This window comes from Mesorhizobium sp. WSM4849, assembly GCF_055811385.1.
Map to the genome: position 1 here is coordinate 91,366 of NZ_JBVVPW010000006.1, position 19,095 is coordinate 110,460.

Consider the following 19,095-nt stretch of genomic DNA (forward strand, 5'->3'; position numbering starts at 1 on the left):
CGCATCGATCACTCGGCGGCCTGGAGTTCCGGCCGCACCGGGGCCTTTGCCAGGCGATCGAGCAACCTCTGGCGCTCGCCAGCCGCCCTCTCGGCACTGGCCTGCCTGACGTGACCATAGCCGCGAATGAGCGCCGGCACCGAGGCAAGTGCTGCCGCGGCCTCGACCTTGCCCGGTGCCAGCGCGCCGGCGACAAGCTCCAGGTCGGCCTCGTATTGCGCAAGAAGCTGCCGTTCCATATGCCTTTCGGTGCTGTAGCCGAACACGTCGAAGACCATGCCGCGCAAGCCTTTCATCGCTGCCAGCAGGCGGAATCCCTTCATCATCCAGGGACCGAAACTCGACTTCCTCGGTTTGCCGTCCTTGCCGCGCCTGCCCATGATCGGCGGCGCGAGATGGAATTCGAGTTTGTCGTAGCTCTGGAACTGCTTCCCCAGCTCAGCGGCGAAGGAGCCATCGGTGTAGAGCCTTGCCACCTCGTATTCGTCCTTGATCGCCATCAGCTTGAACAGGTTCCTCGCTGCGGCTTCGGTCACAGCAGTCGAACCGGGCACCGCACTGGCTTCGGCCCTGCGCAGCGCGGCCAGCCTGTCGGCGTAGCGCTTGGCATAGGCGGCGTTCTGATAGCCGGTGAGGAAGGCGACGCGGCGGGCGATGATGTCGTCCAGCGTCTCGGCGACAGCGGCGTTCTGTGCAGCCATTCCCGGCTGGGCAACGAGGCCGCGCACGAAATCCGGCTGGTGGGCGGCGCGGCGGCCCCAGCGGAAGGCTGAGACGTTCATCGCCACGGCCTGGCCGTTGAGCTCGATCGCCTTTTCGACTGCCTCGGCCGACAGTGGCAAGCCGCCATGCTGGAAGGCGAAGCCGAGCATGAACATGTTGGCGCCGAGCGAACTGCCGAACAGCGCGGTGGCGGTGCGGGTGGCATCGAAGAAATGCGCCTTGTTATCGCCTGCGGCAGTGCGGATCGCCTTTTTCAGCCGCTCGACAGGCAGCGAGAAATCCGCCGACCGGGTGAACTCGCCGGGCATGATCTCGGCGGTGTTGGCGAGGAAGATCGTGTGGCCCTCGCGCACCGCAGCGAGCACCTTTTGGGCGCCCGACACGACAAGGTCGCAGCCAAGCACAAGGTCTGCCTTCCCCGCCGAAACGCGGATGGCATGGATATCGTCCGGGCTGCGCGCGATGCGGACATGGGTGAACACCGAGCCGCCCTTCTGGGCAAGGCCGGCCATGTCGATCATGCCGCAGCCCTTGTCTTCGAGATGGGCCGCCATGCCAAGCACCGCGCCGATGGTGACGACGCCGGTGCCGCCGACGCCGTCGATGATCGCCGCCCAGCCTTGTTCGCCGAGCGGGAATTCAGCGGGCGCGGGCACGCCGTCGAGCGGATCGGTCGTGCCGGCAATACCCTCGGCCTTCCTGATCTTGGCGCCATGCACGGTAACGAAGGACGGGCAGAAGCCGTTGATGCAGGAGAAATCCTTGTTGCAGCTCGACTGGTCGATCCTGCGCTTGCGGCCGAATTCGGTCTCGACCGGCTGGATCGACACGCAATTCGACTGCACCCCGCAATCGCCGCAGCCTTCGCAGACCAGTTCGTTAATGAAGACGCGCTTGTCGGGATCCGGGAAGGTGCCGCGCTTGCGGCGGCGGCGCTTTTCGGCGGCGCAGGTCTGGTCATAGATCAGCACGGATATGCCGCTGACCACGCGCAATTCGCGCTGGACGAGGTCGAGATCGTCGCGGTGATGGATGGTGGCGCCGGCGGGGAATTCGACCTTGCCGGTATATTTGTCCGGCTCGTCGGTGACGATGGCGATCCGCTCGACGCCCTCGGCCCGCACCTGCCTGGCGATCATGTCCACGGTCAGGCCACCCTCGTGCGGCTGGCCGCCGGTCATGGCGACGGCGTCGTTGTAGAGGATCTTGTAGGTGATGTTGGCGTCGGTCGACAGCGCGAAGCGGATCGCCAGCGCACCAGAGTGGTTATAGGTGCCGTCGCCGAGATTCTGGAAGATGTGATCGCGCTTGGAGAACGGTGCCTGGCCGACCCATTGCGCGCCCTCACCGCCCATCGCGGTGAAACCAACGGTGTTGCGATCCATCCACAGCGCCATGAAATGGCAGCCGATGCCGGCGGCGGCGAGCGAGCCGTCGGGCACCTTGGTCGAGGAATTGTGCGGGCAGCCGGAGCAGAAGAAGGGGGTGCGCGAGGCGATGTCTGACGTGTCGGCGAGCATCGCCTGGAACTGGCGAAGTCTCGCCACCCGCGCGGCGATTTCGTCCGACGGACCGATCGTTCGCAAGATTCTCTCGCCGAGCGCGATTGCGATGTCATTGGGGTCGAGCGCGCCCTTGGCCGGGAACAGCCCGTCGCCGCGCTCGTCCTTCTTGCCGACGATGACCGGCTGCATGGCGGTGCCGTAAAGGTTCTCGCGCAGTTGCACCTCGATCAGTGAGCGTTTCTCCTCGACGACGACGATGGTGTCGAGACCGCGAGCGAAATCCGCTATGTGCTGCAGGTCGAGCGGCCACGGGCAGCCGACCTTGAACAGCCTGATCCCGATGCGGTTGGCGGCGGCTTCGTCGACGCCGATGTCTTCCAGCGCCTGGCGGACGTCGAGATAGCTCTTGCCGATGGTGACGATGCCAAGCTTCGGGCTGCCGCCGCCGGAATAGACGATCCGGTTCAGCCCGTTGGCATGGATGAAAGCCGAAGCGGCGGCGCGCTTGTATTCATGCAGCCGCTCCTCCTGGCCGAGCATGTCGATCTCGTTGCGGATGTTGAGGCCGCCGGGCGGCATCTCGAAGTCCGGGGTGACGATATCAAGCCGTTCGAGCGCGGCATCGACCGAAGCCGTCGATTCGATGTTGTCCTTGACGCATTTGATCGCCGCCCACGTGCCGGCGAAACGCGACATGGCAAAGCCGTAAAGCCCATAGTCGATGATCTCCTGGACCCCGGCCGGATTGAGGATCGGCACCATGGTGTCGACGAACAGGAACTCGGTCGCGTGCGCGTTGGTCGAGGATTCGGCCATGTGGTCGTCGCCCATCAGGGCAAGCACGCCGCCATATCTGGACGAGCCGGCGAGGTTGGCATGGCGGAACACGTCGCCGGAGCGATCGACGCCCGGCCCCTTGCCGTACCAGACAGAAAAGACGCCATCATGCGTGCCCTCGCCCAGCAATTCGGCCTGCTGCGATCCCCAGCATGCCGTGGCCGCGAGTTCTTCGTTGAGGCCGGGCTGAAAGACGATGTCCGACCGGGCGAGCTGCTTCCTGGCCTTCCAAAGCTGCATGTCGAGGCCGCCGAGCGGCGAGCCGCGATAGCCGGAGACGAAGCCGGCAGTGTTCAGGCCAGCCCGGCGGTCGCGCTCGCGCTGCATCAGCAGCATGCGGATGACCGCCTGCGCGCCGGAAAGGAAGATGCGCTCCTTTCCCAGGTCGAACTTGTCGTCGAGCGCGACATCATGCAGCGTCATCAGGCATTTCCTGTGCGGAGGCCGCAGTTCGAGCGCAGCCAACGTCGGAGTCGAGTGCCTACAGTCTTTCTTCCCTTGCCGGGGAGGTCAAACAAAATCGAAGGTGCCAGACGGCGCGCAACAAATGATCCGTGCGCGGCCGTGTGGCGCCACGAAACGCCTGTCGGTGAGGATGGCCGAGCACGAAAATTCCGGCGGCGGTCAGTGCGCCGCTGGTGACGCATCATGCAGCCTTTGGGCAACTGGGCTTCGGTTCGCCGGGCAGCTTGCCGTCGACATGGCCGGCCAGGTCCTTGTTGAGCTCGTAGACTGGTCCGACCATGAGAGGCCGGTCGGGCAGGACCGACTGGTCGAGCGAGGACGTCAGTGTCGTCTCGAAACTCTGCAGCAATTTGCCGCTGGAATCCTCGATGCGGATCGACACCGCATAGGGCTTGTCCTTGACGACGCAGGTGAGCGGCGGGCTGGTCAGGGTCACATGCGGCAGCTTCGGCCATATTTTCTGGGTGACGATGATCGGATCACCACCGGCCGGGTTCTGGAAGAAGACCACGGCGACCTGTCCCTCACCCACCGGCCGCAGCGGATTGAGGGTGATGACATAGGTGGCGATGCCCAGCCGGTAGTTGAACTCGAACAGCTTCCCGGAAATGGCGAACAGCTGGTCCTTGCCGGAGTCACGGCAGGCGCCGAGAGCGGCCACCGCGAACAACGCCGCGACGACAATCATCGCGCGCGAAAATCTTTTAGACATTGGTGACCTCCCTCGCCGCGGTCCGGCGGCGATAGTATCGGTTTGCCTTCTGTCGGTTGCCGCACACCGCCATGTCGCACCAGAGGCGGCTGGAATTGCGGCTTTTGTCGACAAACAGCCAGCTGCAGTTCGGACATATCCTCAGCCTGGCGATTGTGTCGCCGCGCAGCAGCGACAGCGCCGAGACCGCAAGCGCCGCCTCGAAGGCAATCGGCGTCGCCGGATTGCCGAACGGTTTTCCGGGCCTCCCGATTTCGGTGCGGCTTTCGGCGAGTCCGTCGGCGCAGGCTTCAAGGAATTCAGGCATGTCTCCGGTGGCGATCGCACCTTCCGAAACCGCACGGCGAAACAGCCGATCGGTCGTCTCCCTGATCGACAGCACCACCGGCGCGATCTTTCCAGGCGCCGGCGCTGCGAGCGGCCTGCCGCCGAGCTCGGCGGCGCGAAAGCCGCTCGCCGCTTCGGCAAAGCGGGCGATCTCGGCCGGATCTTTGAGCCGGTCGAAGGTTTTCTCCGGATCGTTCCGCAAAACGACGGTGTTCGCCGTGTCGAGCGCAAGCATGCCACCGGTGAAGCGGTGCGGAGTCCAGGATACTGCCATATGGCGAATCTAACCGATAAAACGCATTTGACAAGTTAGATTCCGGGTGCAACGCTCGTCACGGAGGCGATCGCCATTGCCTTGTCTTGAGAATGTCGTTCGTCCCAAACCGCTGCGCCCCGAATGCGGGGGCATGCATCGAGGACATTGCATGCTCTATTTCTTCCAGCAGGTTCTGAACGGGCTGCATTCGGGCGCGCTCTACGCATTGCTTGCCTTCGGCTACGTGCTGACCAACGGCATCCTGCACCGCACCAATCTTGCCTATGGGGCGCTGTTCGCCTTTTGCGGGCATACGATGATCCTCACCGCGGCGTTCGGCTATCAGGCGCTGTGGCTGACGCTGTTTGCATCGGTCGCGCTCGGCGTAGCTGCGGCGTTCCTTTATGCGGCGCTGCTCAGCCGTGTCTTGTCGCGAAGCATCTTCGAACCGTTGGCCGACCGCTCGCCCAACGCCATCGTGGTGACGACGCTCGGCATATTGCTGGCCCTGTCGGAAGCCAGCCGTATCGCCGCCGACACCCATGATCTGTGGCTGCCGCCAATGCTGGCCCAGCCCATCATTTTTGCGCGGGGGGCCAATTTCAATGCCACGCTGACGCTCATCCAGTTGCTCGACTGCGCTGTCGTCGCGGCAACTATCGGGCTCGCCGCCTGGGCGTTCGCCCAATCAAGCTTCGGTCGGCGCTGGCGCGCCGTGTCCGACGATCCCAGGGCGGCAGCGATGTGCGGCGTCGATGTTCGCGCGGTGCTTCGGCGTGCGGTGCTTTTCGGCGGCCTTTGCGCGGCACTGGCCGGCGTGCTCGCCGCCTTCTACTACGGCAACATCAGCTTCGGCACAGGGTTGGTCTACGGGCTGAAAATCCTGTTTGTGACGGCGGTGGGCGGCTATCTCTCGCCGTTGCGGGCAGCACTTGGCGCCGCCGCTTTCGGCATGGCCGAATCGCTGTGGGCCGGCTATTTTCCGCTCGAATGGCGCGATGGCTGGATGTATCTGTTCCTCGTCGCCATGCTGGTGCTGATCGGCACCGGCCGCGATCAGGGCAAGATCGCCTGACTGTACCAAGCCTGGGTAGACTTTGGTTGCAAGACGTCTACAGCGCGCGCGTCCTCTCGGACGCGAAAAGGCGTTGTAGCACTTTGATTTTGCGCATGACCCCGAAAATCGATTCCGATTTTCGGGGTCATGCGCCGGGTCAGCCGGCTGTTTCGCTCCCTTCCTCATCTCAAAAGCCCCTTCCTCACCTCACAAGATTGTTTTAGTCGGTCTGCCCTGTGTTGACCCGCCGGGCCACGCACGGCATACCGTTGGGCCACATCGAGGCGGCGGAAAAACAAGCGGGAATTGGCGCGCCGCTGATACTTTGAGTCATGCATCGTGCTTTCCGAAAATCGACACCGATTTTCGGGCCGATGCGTAAAGGGAGGAATGCATGGCAGGGCTGCTCGCTCTATCCAGAACCATTGACCGGGTGAACGAATTCATCGGCAAATGGGTGTCGTGGCTGATCCTGCTGGCAATCCTGGTCAGCGCCGCCAATGCCGTCATCCGCAAGACGTTCGACATGTCGTCGAACGCCTGGCTGGAACTGCAGTGGTATCTGTTCGGCGCCGCATTCATGCTGGCCGCCGCCTACACGCTGAAGCAGAACGACCATATCCGTATCGACATTGTCTACGGCATGTTCTCGCGCCGCGTGCAGCACTGGATAGACCTTCTCGGTCACCTTTTTTTCCTGATGCCGTTCGTGACGCTGATGGTGATCTATTTCGTTCCCTATGTGTCGCTGTCGTTTCGCAGTGGCGAAATGTCGAACAATTCCGGCGGGCTGATCATCTGGCCTGCAAAGGCAATCCTGCTGGCCGGCTTTTTCCTGCTCGCGCTCCAGGGCATCTCCGAGATCATCAAGAAGATCGCCATCATGCGCGGCGACATGGACGATCCGACGCCGTTCATATCGGTGCATGAGCAGGCCGAGCTCGAAGCGAAGGCGCTCGCCGAAGAGGTGCGCTCGTGATCGAGTTCATCGCCCAGAACATGGCGCCGATCATGTTCGCCTCGCTGGTCATCTTCCTGCTGATCGGCTACCCGGTCGCCTTCTCACTCGCCGCCAACGGCCTGCTGTTCTTCTTCATCGGGGTTGTGCTGTCACCCTATTCGGGCGGCTCGATCAATCTCGCCTGGCCGCTGCTGCACGCGCTGCCGGACAATTTCTACGGCAGCCGGGTGATGTCGAACGACACGCTGCTGGCCATCCCGTTCTTCACCTTCATGGGCATCGTGCTCGAGCGATCGGGCATGGCCGAAGACCTGCTCGACACGATCGGCCAATTGTTCGGGCCGATCCGCGGCGGTCTCGCCTATGCTGTGATCTTCGTCGGCGCGCTGCTTGCCGCAACCACGGGGGTGGTGGCTGCCTCCGTCATCGCCATGGGCCTGATCTCGCTGCCGATCATGCTGCGCTACGGCTATGACCGCCGTGTAGCGTCCGGCGTCATCGCCGCATCGGGCACGCTCGCCCAGATCATTCCGCCCTCGCTGGTGCTTATCGTTCTGGCCGACCAGCTCGGCCGCTCGGTCGGCGACATGTATGCGGGCGCGCTGATCCCGGGGCTGGTTCTGACCGGCCTTTACACGACGTACATCGTGATCATGTCGATCGTCCGGCCGAAGTCGATGCCGGCGCTGCCGCTGGAGGCCCGCACGCTCGGCCACGGTGTCCTGTCGCTGCTGTTCGCAGTGTTGGCGGCAGTCGTGGTTTCCTACGCGGCGTATCGCTATCTTGCGCCATCGCAGGGCCAAAACGCCGACATTCTCGGTGCCACCATCGGCGTGATCCTCATCTACGTCGTGGCAATCGCCGACCAGCGCCTGAAGATCAACATGATGTCGCGGCTGGCGCAGCAGGTGATCATCGTGCTGATCCCGCCGCTGGCGCTGATCTTCCTGGTGTTGGGCACCATCTTCCTGGGCATCGCCACACCGACCGAGGGCGGCGCCATGGGCGCTGTCGGCGCGCTGATCATGGCGGCAATGAAGGGGCGGCTGTCGCTGGACGTGATCAAGCAGGCACTGGCGTCGACGACGCGGCTGTCGTCCTTCGTGCTGTTCATCCTGATCGGGGCGCGGGTGTTCTCGCTCACCTTCTACGGCGTCAACGGCCATATCTGGGTTGAACACCTCCTGACATCGTTGCCGGGCGGCGAAGTCGGGTTCCTGATCGGCGTCAACATCCTCGTCTTCTTGCTCGCCTTCTTCCTCGATTTTTTCGAGCTCGCCTTCATCATCGTGCCGCTTTTGGCGCCGGCCGCCGACAAGCTCGGGATCGACCTGATCTGGTTCGGCGTGCTGCTCGGCGTCAACATGCAGACCAGCTTCATGCATCCACCCTTCGGCTTCGCACTGTTCTATCTGCGTTCGGTCGCCGCCCGCGTGCCCTATCTCGATCGCCTCACCGGCAAGAAGATCGCGCCGGTGACCACCGGCCAGATCTATTGGGGCGCGGTTCCCTTCGTTTGCATCCAGGTCATCATGATCGGCCTGACCATCGCCTTCCCGCAGATGGTGATGCACTACAAGGGCACGGCAGTGGACCCAGGCACGATCGATTATCAGGTGCCGGAAACGCCGAGCTTGTCGCCGCTCGGCGCACCGCCGGCGGATGGCGGCACGGCGCCGACCGCGCCTGCACCGGATCTGTCGCAACCGCCGAATTTCGGTGAAACGCCGCCTGCCAAGCCAGCAGCGCCAGCACCCGATCTGTCCCAACCACCGAGTTTCAATTGATGCCGGAGGCGTAACAAAGATGAAAGCGGTGCGGCTGGAGGGCGTGGGCAGCATTGCCCTGCGCGAGGTCGGCAAACCGTCCGCCGGACCGGACGATCTCCTGGTGCGGATCGAGGCATGCGGCGTCTGCGGCACCGACCGGCATCTTTTCCATGGCGAATTTCCCTGTACGCCGCCGGTGACGCTCGGACATGAATTCTCCGGGATCGTCGAGGCGACTGGAACCGCTGTGTCCGGCTTTTCGGTCGGCGATCGCGTTACCGGCGATCCCAACATCGCCTGCGGGCACTGCCCGCACTGCCACGCGGGTCGCATCAATCTCTGCCATAATCTAGTTGCCATCGGCATCCGCCGCGACGGCGGCTTCGCCGAATATGTCGTGCTGCCTCAGAAGCAGGCCATTCTCCTTCCGAAAGACCTGAGGCCGACGCATGGCGCGTTCTGCGAGCCGCTTGGCTGCTGCCTGCATGGCGTGGACCTGGCGCAGATCAGACCCGGCTCCTCGGTCGCCGTGCTTGGCGGCGGGGTGATCGGCCTGCTCACCGTGCAACTGGCGAGGCTTGCCGGCGCGACGACAATCATCCTGTCGACGCGCCAGGCCTCGCGGCGCGCCCTTGCAGGAGAATTGGGCGCAACGGTGACGGTCGACCCCAGCGCTTGCGATATCATCGACACGGTCTTCGGTCCGTCGGGCCTCATGCCGGGCGGCGTCGATGTGGTGTTCGAATGTGCCGGCGTAAGAGAGACGGTCGAACAATCGATGCGGCTGGCCAAAGCCGGCGGTACGGTGGTCGTCGTCGGCGTGACACCTCAAGGCATGAAGGCCGAGTTCGAGCCTTTCAACCTGTTGTTCCGGGAATTGAAGGTGCTCGGCTCGTTCCTCAATCCGTTTACGCATCGCCGGGCCGCCGATCTCATCGCCTCGGGTGCGATCGAGATCGACAAGCTCATCTCACGGCAGGTGACGCTGGAGGAGGCGGCTGCGGTGATCGCCAATCCGCCTGCGCCAGGCGAAGTCAAGGTGCTGGTGGTGCCGCGCTGATCAGGCAAATCGAAATGTGACGGCGCCACGTGTCCGAAGAGCGCGTGGCGCCGTAACTGTTGTCAGAGCTTGCCGGTGCGCTGCTGGACCATCATGAAGGTGTCGTAATTGTACTCGGCCACCTGCGCCCAGAGATAGTGCTCCTTGCGGAAGGCCTTGATCGAGTCCCATATCTTCTTGAACGGCGCGTTCGAAGCTTCCATCTCGGCATAGACCTCGTTCGCCTTTTCGGAGCAGGCTGCCAAGATTTCCGGGCTGAACGGGCGCAATTTGGCGCCCGCGGACACCAGCCGCCTCACGGCCGCCGGATTCAGAAAGTCGTATTTCTGCAGCATGTTGGCGTCGGCGGCCTGCGCCGCGGTGCGCACCAGCGCCTTGTAGGCCGGCGAAAGCTCCTCGTATTTTGCCTTGTTGAACATCAGATGGACGGTCGGCCCGCCTTCCCACCAGCCAGGATAATAATAATTGGGCGCGACCTTGTAGAAGCCGAGCTTCTCATCGTCATAAGGGCCGACCCATTCGGCGGCGTCGATGGTGCCTTTTTCCAGCGCTGGATAGATATCGCCGCCGGCGATCTGCTGCGGCACGACGCCGAGCCTTTGCACCACTTTGCCGGCAAAGCCACCGATGCGCATCTTGAGGCCCGAAAGGTCGGCGACGGTGTTGATTTCCTTGCGGAACCAGCCGCCCATCTGCACGCCGGTATTGCCACCGGGCAGGCCAAAAAGGCCCTGCGTGGCCAGAAACTCGTTGAACAGGTCGATGCCGCCGCCGTGGTAATGCCAGGCATTGATGCCGCGCGCGTTGAGCGAGAACGGAACCGCGGCACCCAAAGCCCATGTCGGGTCCTTGCCCCAATAATAATATGCCACCGTATGGCAGGCCTCGACGGTGCCGGCGGTGGTGGCATCCGCGACCTGCAGGCCGGGCACCAGTTCACCGGCAGCGAAGACCTGGACCTGGAAGTTGCCGTCGGTCGCCTCCGAAAGCATCTTGGAAAAGACCTCGGCGCCACCATAGATCGTATCGAGGGATTTCGGGAAGGACGACGCCAGGCGCCATGTCACTTTCGGATTGGTTTGGGCGATAGCCGGCGCGGCAAGCGCCGCCGTAGCCGCCGCAGCGCCGACACCGGTCACACCGGCCTTGCGGATGAATGATCGACGATCCATGAAGTCCTCCCTATTGGATCAACAGACCGACGTTCGGGAGATGCTCTGTGCCCCGGATCGGCTTCGCGGCAAACAATACACGGGCAAGAAGTCGAGTCTAGCCATGGGAGCCGGTTTTGCCGGCGGCGTTTTCGCGAAAAACGCGGCGCGAACGCACCTCCCTGCAACTTAAGTCTAACGCCCCTTCCGTGGCCCATGCGACATGCCGAACTTGTCATGGCAAAGCGCCGTCGGATCGCCTATTTTAAAGGCAGAACATATCCTTGCACTGAATGGACCCGGATCAAAAATGCAGCAGCCGCTAGTCGCCATATCGACCGATGTCCGCCAGTTCGACAACTACACCTGGCATGCCGCTCCGCAGCAATATCTGGAGGCGGCGCTTTCGGCCGCCGGCGTGTTCCCGGTGCTGGTGCCGTCCTTCGGCGACCGGCTCGATTTCGATGAACTCCTGTCATCAGTCGACGGCGTCATGATCACCGGCTCGAAGTCCAACGTGCATCCCACGCTCTATGGCGGCGATGCCAGCGAGGCCAACGGCCCCTACGATCCGGCCCGCGACGCCACGACGCTGCCGCTGATCCGCAAGGCAGTGGAGCGCGGCGTGCCGCTGCTCGCCATCTGCCGCGGCATCCAGGAGATGAATGTGGCGCTGGGCGGCACGCTGGCCACAGAAATCCAGGAGCGCGAGGGATCGCTGGACCATCGCGCACCGGCGAGCGACAATCAGGACGAACGCTTCGCCATCCGCCAGACCATTTCGATCAAGCCCGCAAGCTGCCTCGCCGGCGTGTTCGGGGCGGGCGACATCATGGTCAACTCGGTGCATCGCCAGGCGATCGACCGGCTCGGCCCGAAGTTGCAGATAGAGGCCGTCGCCACCGACGGCACGGTCGAGGCGGTTTCGGTGCGGGACGCCCGTGCCTTCGCCGTGGGCGTCCAATGGCATCCCGAATACTGGGTCAATTCGGACAGCGTCTCGGCAAAGATCTTCCGCGCCTTCGGCGACGCGGTGCGCCTGCACGCCACGGCGAAATCCGGCGCGCGCACTGCCGCGGAATAATTCAGCCGTCGGGCGTCAACGTCGATCGCTGCTGGCCGCCAGCGACAGCAGCGGCAGAGTTGGTGCGTAGGATTCATAACCGTCGCCGTCGGCGACGCCGAACGTGACGATCGGGTCGATGCCGTTCACGCTGAAGATGACCGTGCCGTCATCCTGCTCACGCCAGAATTTCGCGCGCTCGATGCCAGGCAAAACCCGGCGGCAATTCGCAGTGACCGTCAACAGCGACAGGCCTTGCGCAACCTCAGTGCCGCGCTTGACCGCGCAGGACGCTTCGTCGCCATTGGCCACCAGCCTGTAATCGCCGGGCGACTGCGTTGAGTGATCGGCTGTGCGGCCTTCGCCGCTGCCGCCGTGAAACAGGTGAACGCTGCCGAACAGCGCCGCCACCGATATCAATGCAGCAAGTGCTTTCATCTGCGTTCTCCGCGTGTTTGGCGATAGATAAAAAATGATTTCAAAGCGTTAAGCCGACGTTAACAAATAGGAAAGCTTGCCGCTCAGCTGCGCGCCTTGACCTTTTCCGTTTCCGGCACCGGCGTCAGCGCCCTCCCTTCCGAAAACCAGGAAACCAGATTGTCGACGCACAGATCGGCCATGGCGCGGCGGGTATGTTCCGAAGCCGAGCCGACATGCGGCAAAAGCGATGTGTTGGGAGCGGCGAGCAGCGCTGGCGGCACGTTCGGCTCGTCGGCGAAGACGTCGAGCCCGGCAGCGGCGATGGTGCCATTGGCCAGGGCTGCCGCAAGTGCTGCCTCGTCCACCGTGCTGCCGCGGCCGATATTGACGAAGACGCCATTCGGGCCGAGCGCCGACAGTATCTCGGCATTGACCGCCTTTTCCGTCGAGGCGCCGCCGGGCGCCACCGAGATCAGCGTATCTACCGCCTCGGCGAGGCCTTTCAGCGTGCCGTGGTATTCATAGGACAGGCCTTCGACCTGGCGCCGGTTGTGATAGGCGATCGGCAGCCCGAAGGCCTCCAGCCGGCGCGCAATGGCAAGGCCGATGCGGCCCATGCCGAAAATACCGACACGACGGCCGCGCAAGGTCAGCCGGCTCAAGCGATAGTTGCCGTCGCGCGCCCAACTGCCGTCGCGCAGCCAGGTCTCGGCGCGCGGCAACTCGCGGATGGTGTTGATCAGCAGGCCGAGAGCCGTGTCCGCGACCTCCTCGGTCAGCACGTCAGGCGTGTTGGTGACCATGACACCGCGCTGTGCGGCGTGACGGGCGTCGACCGAATCATAGCCGACGCCGAAATTGGCGATGATCTCGAGATTCGGCAGTGCGTCGATGAGAGCTGCATTGATCCCGCCAAAGGCGGCAATGCCGCGCACCGACCGGCGCAACTCGTCGGTGACCAGCGACGCATCGGGCCGTTCGATCCACACGCGATTGAACGTCCTGTCGATGCGGCCGACCGCATGGTCGTTGAATTGGCCCGGCACCAGAATGGCGACTGCTTGCTGCTGTTCGGCTCTTGTCATGCACGTTCCACCGGTTTGCCGGTCGACTGACGCACATGCAGTTCCGGCTTGATCAGTTCCTGCGACGGCCGCACCATCTGCCCGTTGAGCTTGTCGAGCAGTGCGCTGGCGGCGCGGCGGCCGACTTCACGCTGGCCGTTCCACACGGTGGTCAGCGCCGGCGTTGCGATCGCCGCCTCCTCGAGATCGTCATAGCCGGTGACGGAGATGTCAATGCCCGGCACGAGCCCGGCGCGCGCGATGCCGTTCATCAGGCCGATGGCGACGAGGTCATTCCAGCAGCAGGCGGCGGTCGGCTTGTCCTTCAATGCCAAGAACTGCCCCGCCGCTTCGAAACCGGCCTGTTTGGTGCGCGGGCCGGCAATGCGCCAGGATGGCCTGACCTCCAGCCCGGCCGCCTCCATCGCGTTGACATAGCCCTGGTAGCGGTCGCGGCCGGTCGAGGTCTGGTCGGTGCCGCCGACCATGGCGATGCGCTTGTGGCCGAGCGAGATCAGATGGTTGGTGGCAAGCCCGGTGCCGTAGGCATCGTCGCCGCGAAACACCGGCACGTCGGCGCCTTCGACGGTGCGTGCGATCAGCACCGCCGGCAGGCCGTTTTCCTCGGCCATCAAGATGTCTTCGGGCGGCGTGCCGATGGCCGGCGACATGATGACGCCGTCGGCGCCGAGCTGCAAAAGCGTGTCGATGAAGGTGCGCTGCTTTTCGAGCTGGTCGTAGTGGTTCGACAGGATGAAGGTCTGCCGGCTGCGATCGAGCTCGCTTTCGATCGAGCGCAGTATCTCGGCGAAGAACGGGTTCATGATGTCGTGAACGACGACGCCGACGATGCCCGAACGCGAGGTGCGCAGGCTGGCGGCGCGGCGATTGTAGATATAGCCGATGGCGCGGGCATGTTCCTTGATGCGGTCGCGGGTGCCGCCGGCAACCAGCGGACTGTCACGCAGGGCCAGCGAGACCGTGGCCGTGGACACGCCGAGCGCATCCGCGATCGTCGAAAGCTTAATCTTCTGTGCCAGCGCCTTGCGCTCCCCCGACGATCTAGAGCCGATCCATGATCTCCAGCGAAAACCGGATTCCCACTTTTCGGGATCATGATCTAAACAGTTTAAACGCGGCCTTATGCCACCCTTCCGGAACAAATCAAAGTTTTTTTGTACACGAAGCCGGTGCTCGCGATGAACGTTATAAAGGCCGCTGGCGACGATGACGGCAGCGCCGACGAGCGTCCAGCGGTCGGGAACTGGTTGAAGACAATCCAGCCGGCAATGATCATCCCAATGATTTGCGAATACCGAGACGATAGCCCGCACCAGGTGCCAATGGCAGACGGCGCCGAACACGCTAAGCATCAGAAGGATGAATCAGCCGCCACAGGCTTGGTCTTTCTGCATGTCGTCATCCCAAAACCGCTACGCACTTTTGGGCGACATGCACTAGGGATGCATGCGGGCGCCCTTGGTGATCTTGTCGACAAGCTTCTTTTCGGCGCGCAGCGCGATACCGACGACCTTGGCGTCGTCGGGTGCGAATTCGGCAAAGACGGCGCGGTTCGCCGCGTCGTGGCCGGTCGAAAACATCTCGTCGACGTAGAGCGAGGTCGTCACACCGCGCTCCAGCGCCCGCCGGTGGATCGCACTGAGCGTCGGGCGATCGGCCGAAAGCACGATGACCGGCTGGATCGAGAGCGGATTGTAGATATTGCCGGCGCGGTCGCGATAGGGTTCGCCGATGATGTCGCTATACTGCGCGACAATGCCGCTGGTCAGGAAGGCGGTGACATTGAGCTTTTGCCAGACGGGAAGGTCGTCCTGCAGCACGATTGCAAATTTCGTGTCGAACATGAGACATTTACCATTCAAGTTTGTGAAATGAAGCGATGTCACACGGTCTAGATGGCGAGGCCTTTCAGGGTCTTGGACGTTTGTGCGTTGACGCGGCTGAGAACTGTGTCATCTCGGCCCCCGATTGCGTCGGAATGGAGCGTATCGAGGCCCGGTTCCACGGCAGCGCGTTCGATCTCCATCGTCATGATACCTACGCCATCGGCGTGACGCTGCATGGCGTCCAGACCTTCCGTTATCGCGGCGCGACGCATCACAGCCTGCCCGGCCAGATTATCGTGCTCCATCCCGACGAATTGCACGACGGCGGCGCCGGCACCGAAGACGGTTTGCGTTACAGGATGCTTTATCTGGAGCCGTCCATCGTGCTGGACTGCCTCGATACGATAGGCGCATCGCTGCCCTTCGTCAGGAATGCCGTGGTGACGGATCCTGTTTTCCGCACGAGGCTGCTTTCGGCGCTGGGGCCGTTGGACCAGAAGCTGGACGACCTCTTTGTCGCCGACTTCATTGCGCAATTGATGCAAAGCTTGGCACGGCATGCAGGGCTGCAGGCGAAACCGATCCCAAGGACAGCATGGCGGGCTGCCAGCCTGGCACGCGACTATCTGGAAGAAAATGTTTTCCGTATCGTCCGTTCCGAAGAGCTGGAGGCGATTACCGGGCTGGATCGCTATGCACTATCGCGGCATTTCCGTGCCGCCTTCTCCACCAGCCCGCATCGCTTTCACTTGATGCGCCGGCTTCAACGAGCACGCCGCATGATCGAGGCGAGCGAGCCATTGGCGCACATCGCGATAGCGGCCGGTTTCAGCGACCAAAGTCATTTTAACAGGCACTTCAAGAAGGCGTTCGGTGTCACGCCGGGCCGCTGGTCGGCATTGGTCCATGGATCGTCGGCAGCCGCAGCCTGATGGCGTCAGCCGCGGATCATTCGTCGGCGTCGATCTCATCATCGACGAGAACCATCTCGCCGTTCGAGAGGTTCGCCTCGACGCGGGCGAGCAGCTTGAACAACGCCTTCTGGTCCCTTTTATCGAGACCCTTCAGCGCCTGCTTCTCGGTCTTTTTCACCGATTTCTCGATGGCGTGGATGATTTCGCGGCCGGTGTCGGTCAGGAAGATGTGGGCCTGTCGGGCATCGGCGGAAGAAGCGCGCTTTTCCAGAAAGCCCTGGGCCTGCAGCCGGTTGATCGTCTTGGTGATGGTCGGCGGGCGCACACCGAGGCGGCCGGCGAGATTGCCGGGCGTCTGCCCGTCCTCACGGTCGAGCGCCAGCATGATCTGGTCCTGGCCGGCGTAGAAGCCGTGGGTCAGAAGCCGCGCGGCGAGTGCCGTACGCGCCAGCCGCGCCGCCGAATGCAGCCGGCTCATTGTCGCAGTCTTGTCCGCCTTGGCCATGGTCATCCCTCTTCGGGCCGAACCGGTGCGGACAGCATAGCGGCAGCCGCCCGGTTGGCAATCGACGATCAAACAGATCCGGCTTTGCAAAATAGCTTTGCCGGCAAGCAATGCGATGCCCGCCGTGGCTAATGCCAGAAGTTTATTTCAGTTAGATGACAAACGACTTTTCAGTGCAGGTGGAAGCTTTCCGCAGGAGCGACGCACACGCGAAACGGGACTCATGCAGCCTTTACTGCGACGATACTCAGGGCCTGATAGGCGTCCGCCACCTCGCGCAGCGCCGCCTGCGACAGCGGCCCGGCGCGCCGCGCGATACCGTCCCTGGCATTCGGCGTATCCCGCCTGCCGGACCGATCGGTGTAGGGCGCGACAGTGGTGAATATCTGCTCGCTCAGGCTGTCGGGGAAAAACAGCTGGCCGGTCATCACCGAATTGTCATCGGGAAAGACCTTGAAGTGGATGTGGGTGGTGCGGCCGCGATACCAGCCGGGATAGATGGTGGTGAACGAGACGATGCCGGTGTCATCCGCCTTCTGCCAGCCGCGCAGAAAACTCTGGCCTGACGTATCGACATCCTGGCCGTCGCCTTGTCCCGGATAGCCCGAATAATGGCCTTGCGCGTCGCAATGCCAGATGTCGACGCGCGCGCCGGCAAGCGGCCGGCAGGCCGCGTCGACGACCTGCAGCCGCACATTGAGGCCAATGCCCGCTTTGCCTTCGGTGATATCGGCGCGTTCGAGCTTCGGGTCGAAATAGAACGGCCCCTCGGTCGCTTCCGGCGTGATCGCGCAGACGCCGGCACCGCTATCGAACAGGGCAAGCCCGGCATAGGGCGAGGCCTGCTGAGCCATCGCGATGCCCGGCAGAAAGACGCCGCCGCCCGCGCTGGCGGCAATGAGGCCGAGCGCCTGACGCCGGCTCAAAGGCAAGGAGGACGGTTTGTCGGACATCCGGCACCTCTTCTGGTTCTTCTGAGCAAGCGACCTTGTTCTTAATCTAGGCAGTGAGACCCGCCAGCGCCAATGAAGTCCAGCGATGTTGGGAAAGTCCGGCAATGTTGGCGACCTGTTTGGCCCATCGGTTTGCCGCGTGCAAAAGCACGGCGCACATCCTATATGGATCCAACAATCCCTTTTCGAGGCCCAACATGAGCGATGCAAAGACGACGCAGATCCCCGTAACCGTTCTCACCGGCTATCTCGGCGCCGGCAAGACGACACTGCTCAACCGCATCCTTTCGGAAAACCACGGCAAGCGCTACGCCGTCATCGTCAATGAATTCGGCGAGATCGGCATCGACAACGAACTGATCGTGGAATCCGACGAGGAAATCTATGAGATGAACAATGGCTGCGTCTGCTGCACGGTGCGCGGCGACCTGATCCGCGTCGTCGAAGGCCTGATGCGCCGGCCAGGCCGCTTCGACGCCATCGTGGTCGAGACGACCGGCCTCGCCGATCCGGTGCCGGTGGCGCAGACCTTCTTCATGGACGAAGACGTGCGCTCCAAGACCAGGCTCGACGCGGTCGTGGTGCTGGTCGACGCCAAGCACCTGCCATTGCGGCTGAAGGATTCCCGCGAAGCCGAGGACCAGATCGCCTTTGCCGATGTCGTCGTGCTCAACAAGACCGACCTCGTCACGCCGGAGGAACTGAGCAAGGTCGAGGCGACGATCCGCGCGATCAACCCGGCGGCCAGGATCCATCGCACCACTCGCGCCGGCTTGGCGCTGTCGGAGGTGCTCGACCGCGGCGCCTTCGATCTTTCGCGGGCGCTGGAGAACGATCCGCATTTCCTCGAGGCGCATGACGACCACGATCATCATCATCACGACCATCACGATCATGACGGGCATCATCACCATGACGGGCACGACCATCACGCACACCCTTCCGATATCCATGACGTGACGGTGCAGTCGGTGTCGCTGCGCGGCGGCGAGATGGACCCGAAGAAATTCTTCCCGTGGATCGAGAAGGTCACCCAGATGGAAGGCCCGAACATCCTGCGGCTGAAGGGCATCATCGCGCTCAAGGGGGATGATGAGCGCTATGTCATCCAGGGCGTCCACATGATCATCGAGGGCGACCACCAGCGCGCCTGGAAGGACGGGGAGAAGCACGAGAGCCGGCTGGTCTTCATCGGCCGCGAGCTCGACGCCGAACGGCTGAAGATGAGTTTTGAGGCCTGCCAGGCCGCTTGATTTCCAGGCCTCATAACGCTAGCGCTGCCGCTTCTTTCCTTCTCCCCTTGCGGGAGAAGGTGGCCGAGCGAAGCTCGGTCGGATGAGGGGTGTTCCAGCTTGGCGCCAACCGCGCTTCGTCCAACATCCCTCAACCGTCTTGGCGCTGCGCGCCAATCCACCTTCTCCCACAAGGGGAGAAGGTCGCGTCGCAACTAGCCGCGCTAACGATTCCTCCGCAGCGGCATGGCGACCACACCAATCTCGAATGGAA

17 protein-coding genes are annotated in these 19,095 nt (G+C 63.1%); 7 read left to right on the forward strand and 10 right to left on the reverse strand.

Features of this window, described 5'->3' with window-relative positions:
* Positions 1-8 precede the first annotated feature (8 nt).
* The 3 genes from AC0L3L_RS08225 to AC0L3L_RS08235 form a co-directional block, all read right to left on the reverse strand.
* Positions 9-3,488, reverse strand: a complete 3,480-nt coding sequence (locus tag AC0L3L_RS08225; protein WP_473637207.1) for an indolepyruvate ferredoxin oxidoreductase family protein — start codon at positions 3,486-3,488, stop codon at positions 9-11.
* A gap of 223 nt (positions 3,489-3,711) precedes the next feature.
* Positions 3,712-4,242, reverse strand: a complete 531-nt coding sequence (locus AC0L3L_RS08230) for a hypothetical protein (RefSeq protein WP_473637208.1) — start codon at positions 4,240-4,242, stop codon at positions 3,712-3,714.
* A complete protein-coding gene (locus tag AC0L3L_RS08235; protein WP_473637209.1) occupies positions 4,235-4,843 on the reverse strand; it encodes a CGNR zinc finger domain-containing protein in 609 nt (202 codons plus the stop codon). The genes AC0L3L_RS08230 and AC0L3L_RS08235 overlap by 8 nt, the downstream gene beginning before the upstream one ends.
* A 151-nt stretch (positions 4,844-4,994) precedes the next feature.
* Here AC0L3L_RS08235 and AC0L3L_RS08240 point away from each other — a divergent pair, with 151 nt between their 5' ends.
* The 4 genes from AC0L3L_RS08240 (at position 4,995) to AC0L3L_RS08255 (ending at position 9,672) form a co-directional block, all read left to right on the forward strand.
* Positions 4,995-5,900, forward strand: a complete 906-nt coding sequence (locus AC0L3L_RS08240) for a branched-chain amino acid ABC transporter permease (protein ID WP_095493901.1) — start codon at positions 4,995-4,997, stop codon at positions 5,898-5,900.
* 376 nt (positions 5,901-6,276) lie between these two features.
* Entirely contained in the window at positions 6,277-6,861 is a 585-nt protein-coding gene (locus tag AC0L3L_RS08245) for a TRAP transporter small permease subunit (protein WP_095493902.1), read from the forward strand.
* Positions 6,858-8,630, forward strand: a complete 1,773-nt coding sequence (locus AC0L3L_RS08250; protein WP_473637210.1) for a TRAP transporter large permease — start codon at positions 6,858-6,860, stop codon at positions 8,628-8,630. The genes AC0L3L_RS08245 and AC0L3L_RS08250 overlap by 4 nt, the downstream gene beginning before the upstream one ends.
* A gap of 19 nt (positions 8,631-8,649) precedes the next feature.
* The gene (locus tag AC0L3L_RS08255) at positions 8,650-9,672 is read left to right on the forward strand and encodes a zinc-dependent alcohol dehydrogenase family protein (protein WP_123146338.1); all 1,023 of its coding nucleotides are present in this window, start codon (positions 8,650-8,652) and stop codon (positions 9,670-9,672) included.
* Between the two features lie 62 nt (positions 9,673-9,734).
* On the opposite strand, the gene AC0L3L_RS08260 is transcribed toward AC0L3L_RS08255, so the two are convergent.
* A complete protein-coding gene (locus AC0L3L_RS08260) occupies positions 9,735-10,844 on the reverse strand; it encodes a TRAP transporter substrate-binding protein (protein ID WP_123146337.1) in 1,110 nt (369 codons plus the stop codon).
* 289 nt (positions 10,845-11,133) lie between these two features.
* On the opposite strand from AC0L3L_RS08260, the gene AC0L3L_RS08265 reads away from it, so the two are divergent.
* Positions 11,134-11,907 (forward strand): gamma-glutamyl-gamma-aminobutyrate hydrolase family protein, encoded by a 774-nt coding sequence (locus tag AC0L3L_RS08265; protein ID WP_123146336.1) that lies wholly within the window; start codon positions 11,134-11,136, stop codon positions 11,905-11,907.
* 15 nt (positions 11,908-11,922) lie between these two features.
* Here the strand turns inward: AC0L3L_RS08265 and AC0L3L_RS08270 are convergent, their stop codons facing one another.
* The 4 genes from AC0L3L_RS08270 to AC0L3L_RS08285 form a co-directional block, all read right to left on the reverse strand.
* On the reverse strand, positions 11,923-12,324 hold the full coding sequence (locus tag AC0L3L_RS08270) for a hypothetical protein (RefSeq protein WP_473526200.1): 402 nt from the start codon (positions 12,322-12,324) through the stop codon (positions 11,923-11,925).
* Between the two features lie 83 nt (positions 12,325-12,407).
* On the reverse strand, positions 12,408-13,391 hold the full coding sequence (locus tag AC0L3L_RS08275) for a 2-hydroxyacid dehydrogenase (RefSeq protein ID WP_473526201.1): 984 nt from the start codon (positions 13,389-13,391) through the stop codon (positions 12,408-12,410).
* On the reverse strand, positions 13,388-14,410 hold the full coding sequence (locus AC0L3L_RS08280; RefSeq protein ID WP_095494138.1) for a LacI family DNA-binding transcriptional regulator: 1,023 nt from the start codon (positions 14,408-14,410) through the stop codon (positions 13,388-13,390). Before AC0L3L_RS08280 ends, AC0L3L_RS08275 begins: the two co-directional genes overlap by 4 nt.
* A gap of 417 nt (positions 14,411-14,827) precedes the next feature.
* Positions 14,828-15,235, reverse strand: a complete 408-nt coding sequence (locus AC0L3L_RS08285) for a DUF2000 family protein (protein ID WP_473526202.1) — start codon at positions 15,233-15,235, stop codon at positions 14,828-14,830.
* Positions 15,236-15,270: 35 nt separating this feature from the next.
* Here AC0L3L_RS08285 and AC0L3L_RS08290 point away from each other — a divergent pair, with 35 nt between their 5' ends.
* Positions 15,271-16,149: an AraC family transcriptional regulator gene (locus AC0L3L_RS08290; RefSeq protein ID WP_473637211.1), complete on the forward strand. Its 879-nt coding sequence runs from the start codon at positions 15,271-15,273 to the stop codon at positions 16,147-16,149.
* A 16-nt stretch (positions 16,150-16,165) separates the two neighbouring features.
* On the opposite strand, the gene AC0L3L_RS08295 is transcribed toward AC0L3L_RS08290, so the two are convergent.
* Positions 16,166-16,636, reverse strand: coding sequence for a MarR family winged helix-turn-helix transcriptional regulator (locus AC0L3L_RS08295; protein WP_473484298.1), 471 nt, complete (start codon positions 16,634-16,636; stop codon positions 16,166-16,168).
* A 221-nt stretch (positions 16,637-16,857) separates the two neighbouring features.
* The gene (locus tag AC0L3L_RS08300) at positions 16,858-17,589 is read right to left on the reverse strand and encodes an intradiol ring-cleavage dioxygenase (RefSeq protein ID WP_473637212.1); all 732 of its coding nucleotides are present in this window, start codon (positions 17,587-17,589) and stop codon (positions 16,858-16,860) included.
* A gap of 197 nt (positions 17,590-17,786) precedes the next feature.
* On the opposite strand from AC0L3L_RS08300, the gene AC0L3L_RS08305 reads away from it, so the two are divergent.
* The gene (locus tag AC0L3L_RS08305; RefSeq protein WP_473637213.1) at positions 17,787-18,842 is read left to right on the forward strand and encodes a CobW family GTP-binding protein; all 1,056 of its coding nucleotides are present in this window, start codon (positions 17,787-17,789) and stop codon (positions 18,840-18,842) included.
* Positions 18,843-19,095 lie beyond the last annotated feature (253 nt).

Coding starts and splice junctions, on each gene's coding strand:
- AC0L3L_RS08300 (WP_473637212.1), bottom strand. CDS start 17,589: ATGTCCGACAAACCGTCCTCCTTGCCTTTGAGCCGGCGTCAGGCGCTC.
- AC0L3L_RS08270 (WP_473526200.1), bottom strand. CDS start 12,324: ATGAAAGCACTTGCTGCATTGATATCGGTGGCGGCGCTGTTCGGCAGC.
- AC0L3L_RS08295 (WP_473484298.1), bottom strand. CDS start 16,636: ATGGCCAAGGCGGACAAGACTGCGACAATGAGCCGGCTGCATTCGGCG.
- AC0L3L_RS08290 (WP_473637211.1), top strand. CDS start 15,271: ATGTCACACGGTCTAGATGGCGAGGCCTTTCAGGGTCTTGGACGTTTG.
- AC0L3L_RS08285 (WP_473526202.1), bottom strand. CDS start 15,235: ATGTTCGACACGAAATTTGCAATCGTGCTGCAGGACGACCTTCCCGTC.
- AC0L3L_RS08275 (WP_473526201.1), bottom strand. CDS start 13,391: ATGACAAGAGCCGAACAGCAGCAAGCAGTCGCCATTCTGGTGCCGGGC.
- AC0L3L_RS08240 (WP_095493901.1), top strand. CDS start 4,995: ATGCTCTATTTCTTCCAGCAGGTTCTGAACGGGCTGCATTCGGGCGCG.
- AC0L3L_RS08305 (WP_473637213.1), top strand. CDS start 17,787: ATGAGCGATGCAAAGACGACGCAGATCCCCGTAACCGTTCTCACCGGC.
- AC0L3L_RS08245 (WP_095493902.1), top strand. CDS start 6,277: ATGGCAGGGCTGCTCGCTCTATCCAGAACCATTGACCGGGTGAACGAA.
- AC0L3L_RS08265 (WP_123146336.1), top strand. CDS start 11,134: ATGCAGCAGCCGCTAGTCGCCATATCGACCGATGTCCGCCAGTTCGAC.
- AC0L3L_RS08230 (WP_473637208.1), bottom strand. CDS start 4,242: ATGTCTAAAAGATTTTCGCGCGCGATGATTGTCGTCGCGGCGTTGTTC.
- AC0L3L_RS08255 (WP_123146338.1), top strand. CDS start 8,650: ATGAAAGCGGTGCGGCTGGAGGGCGTGGGCAGCATTGCCCTGCGCGAG.
- AC0L3L_RS08235 (WP_473637209.1), bottom strand. CDS start 4,843: ATGGCAGTATCCTGGACTCCGCACCGCTTCACCGGTGGCATGCTTGCG.
- AC0L3L_RS08260 (WP_123146337.1), bottom strand. CDS start 10,844: ATGGATCGTCGATCATTCATCCGCAAGGCCGGTGTGACCGGTGTCGGC.
- AC0L3L_RS08225 (WP_473637207.1), bottom strand. CDS start 3,488: ATGACGCTGCATGATGTCGCGCTCGACGACAAGTTCGACCTGGGAAAG.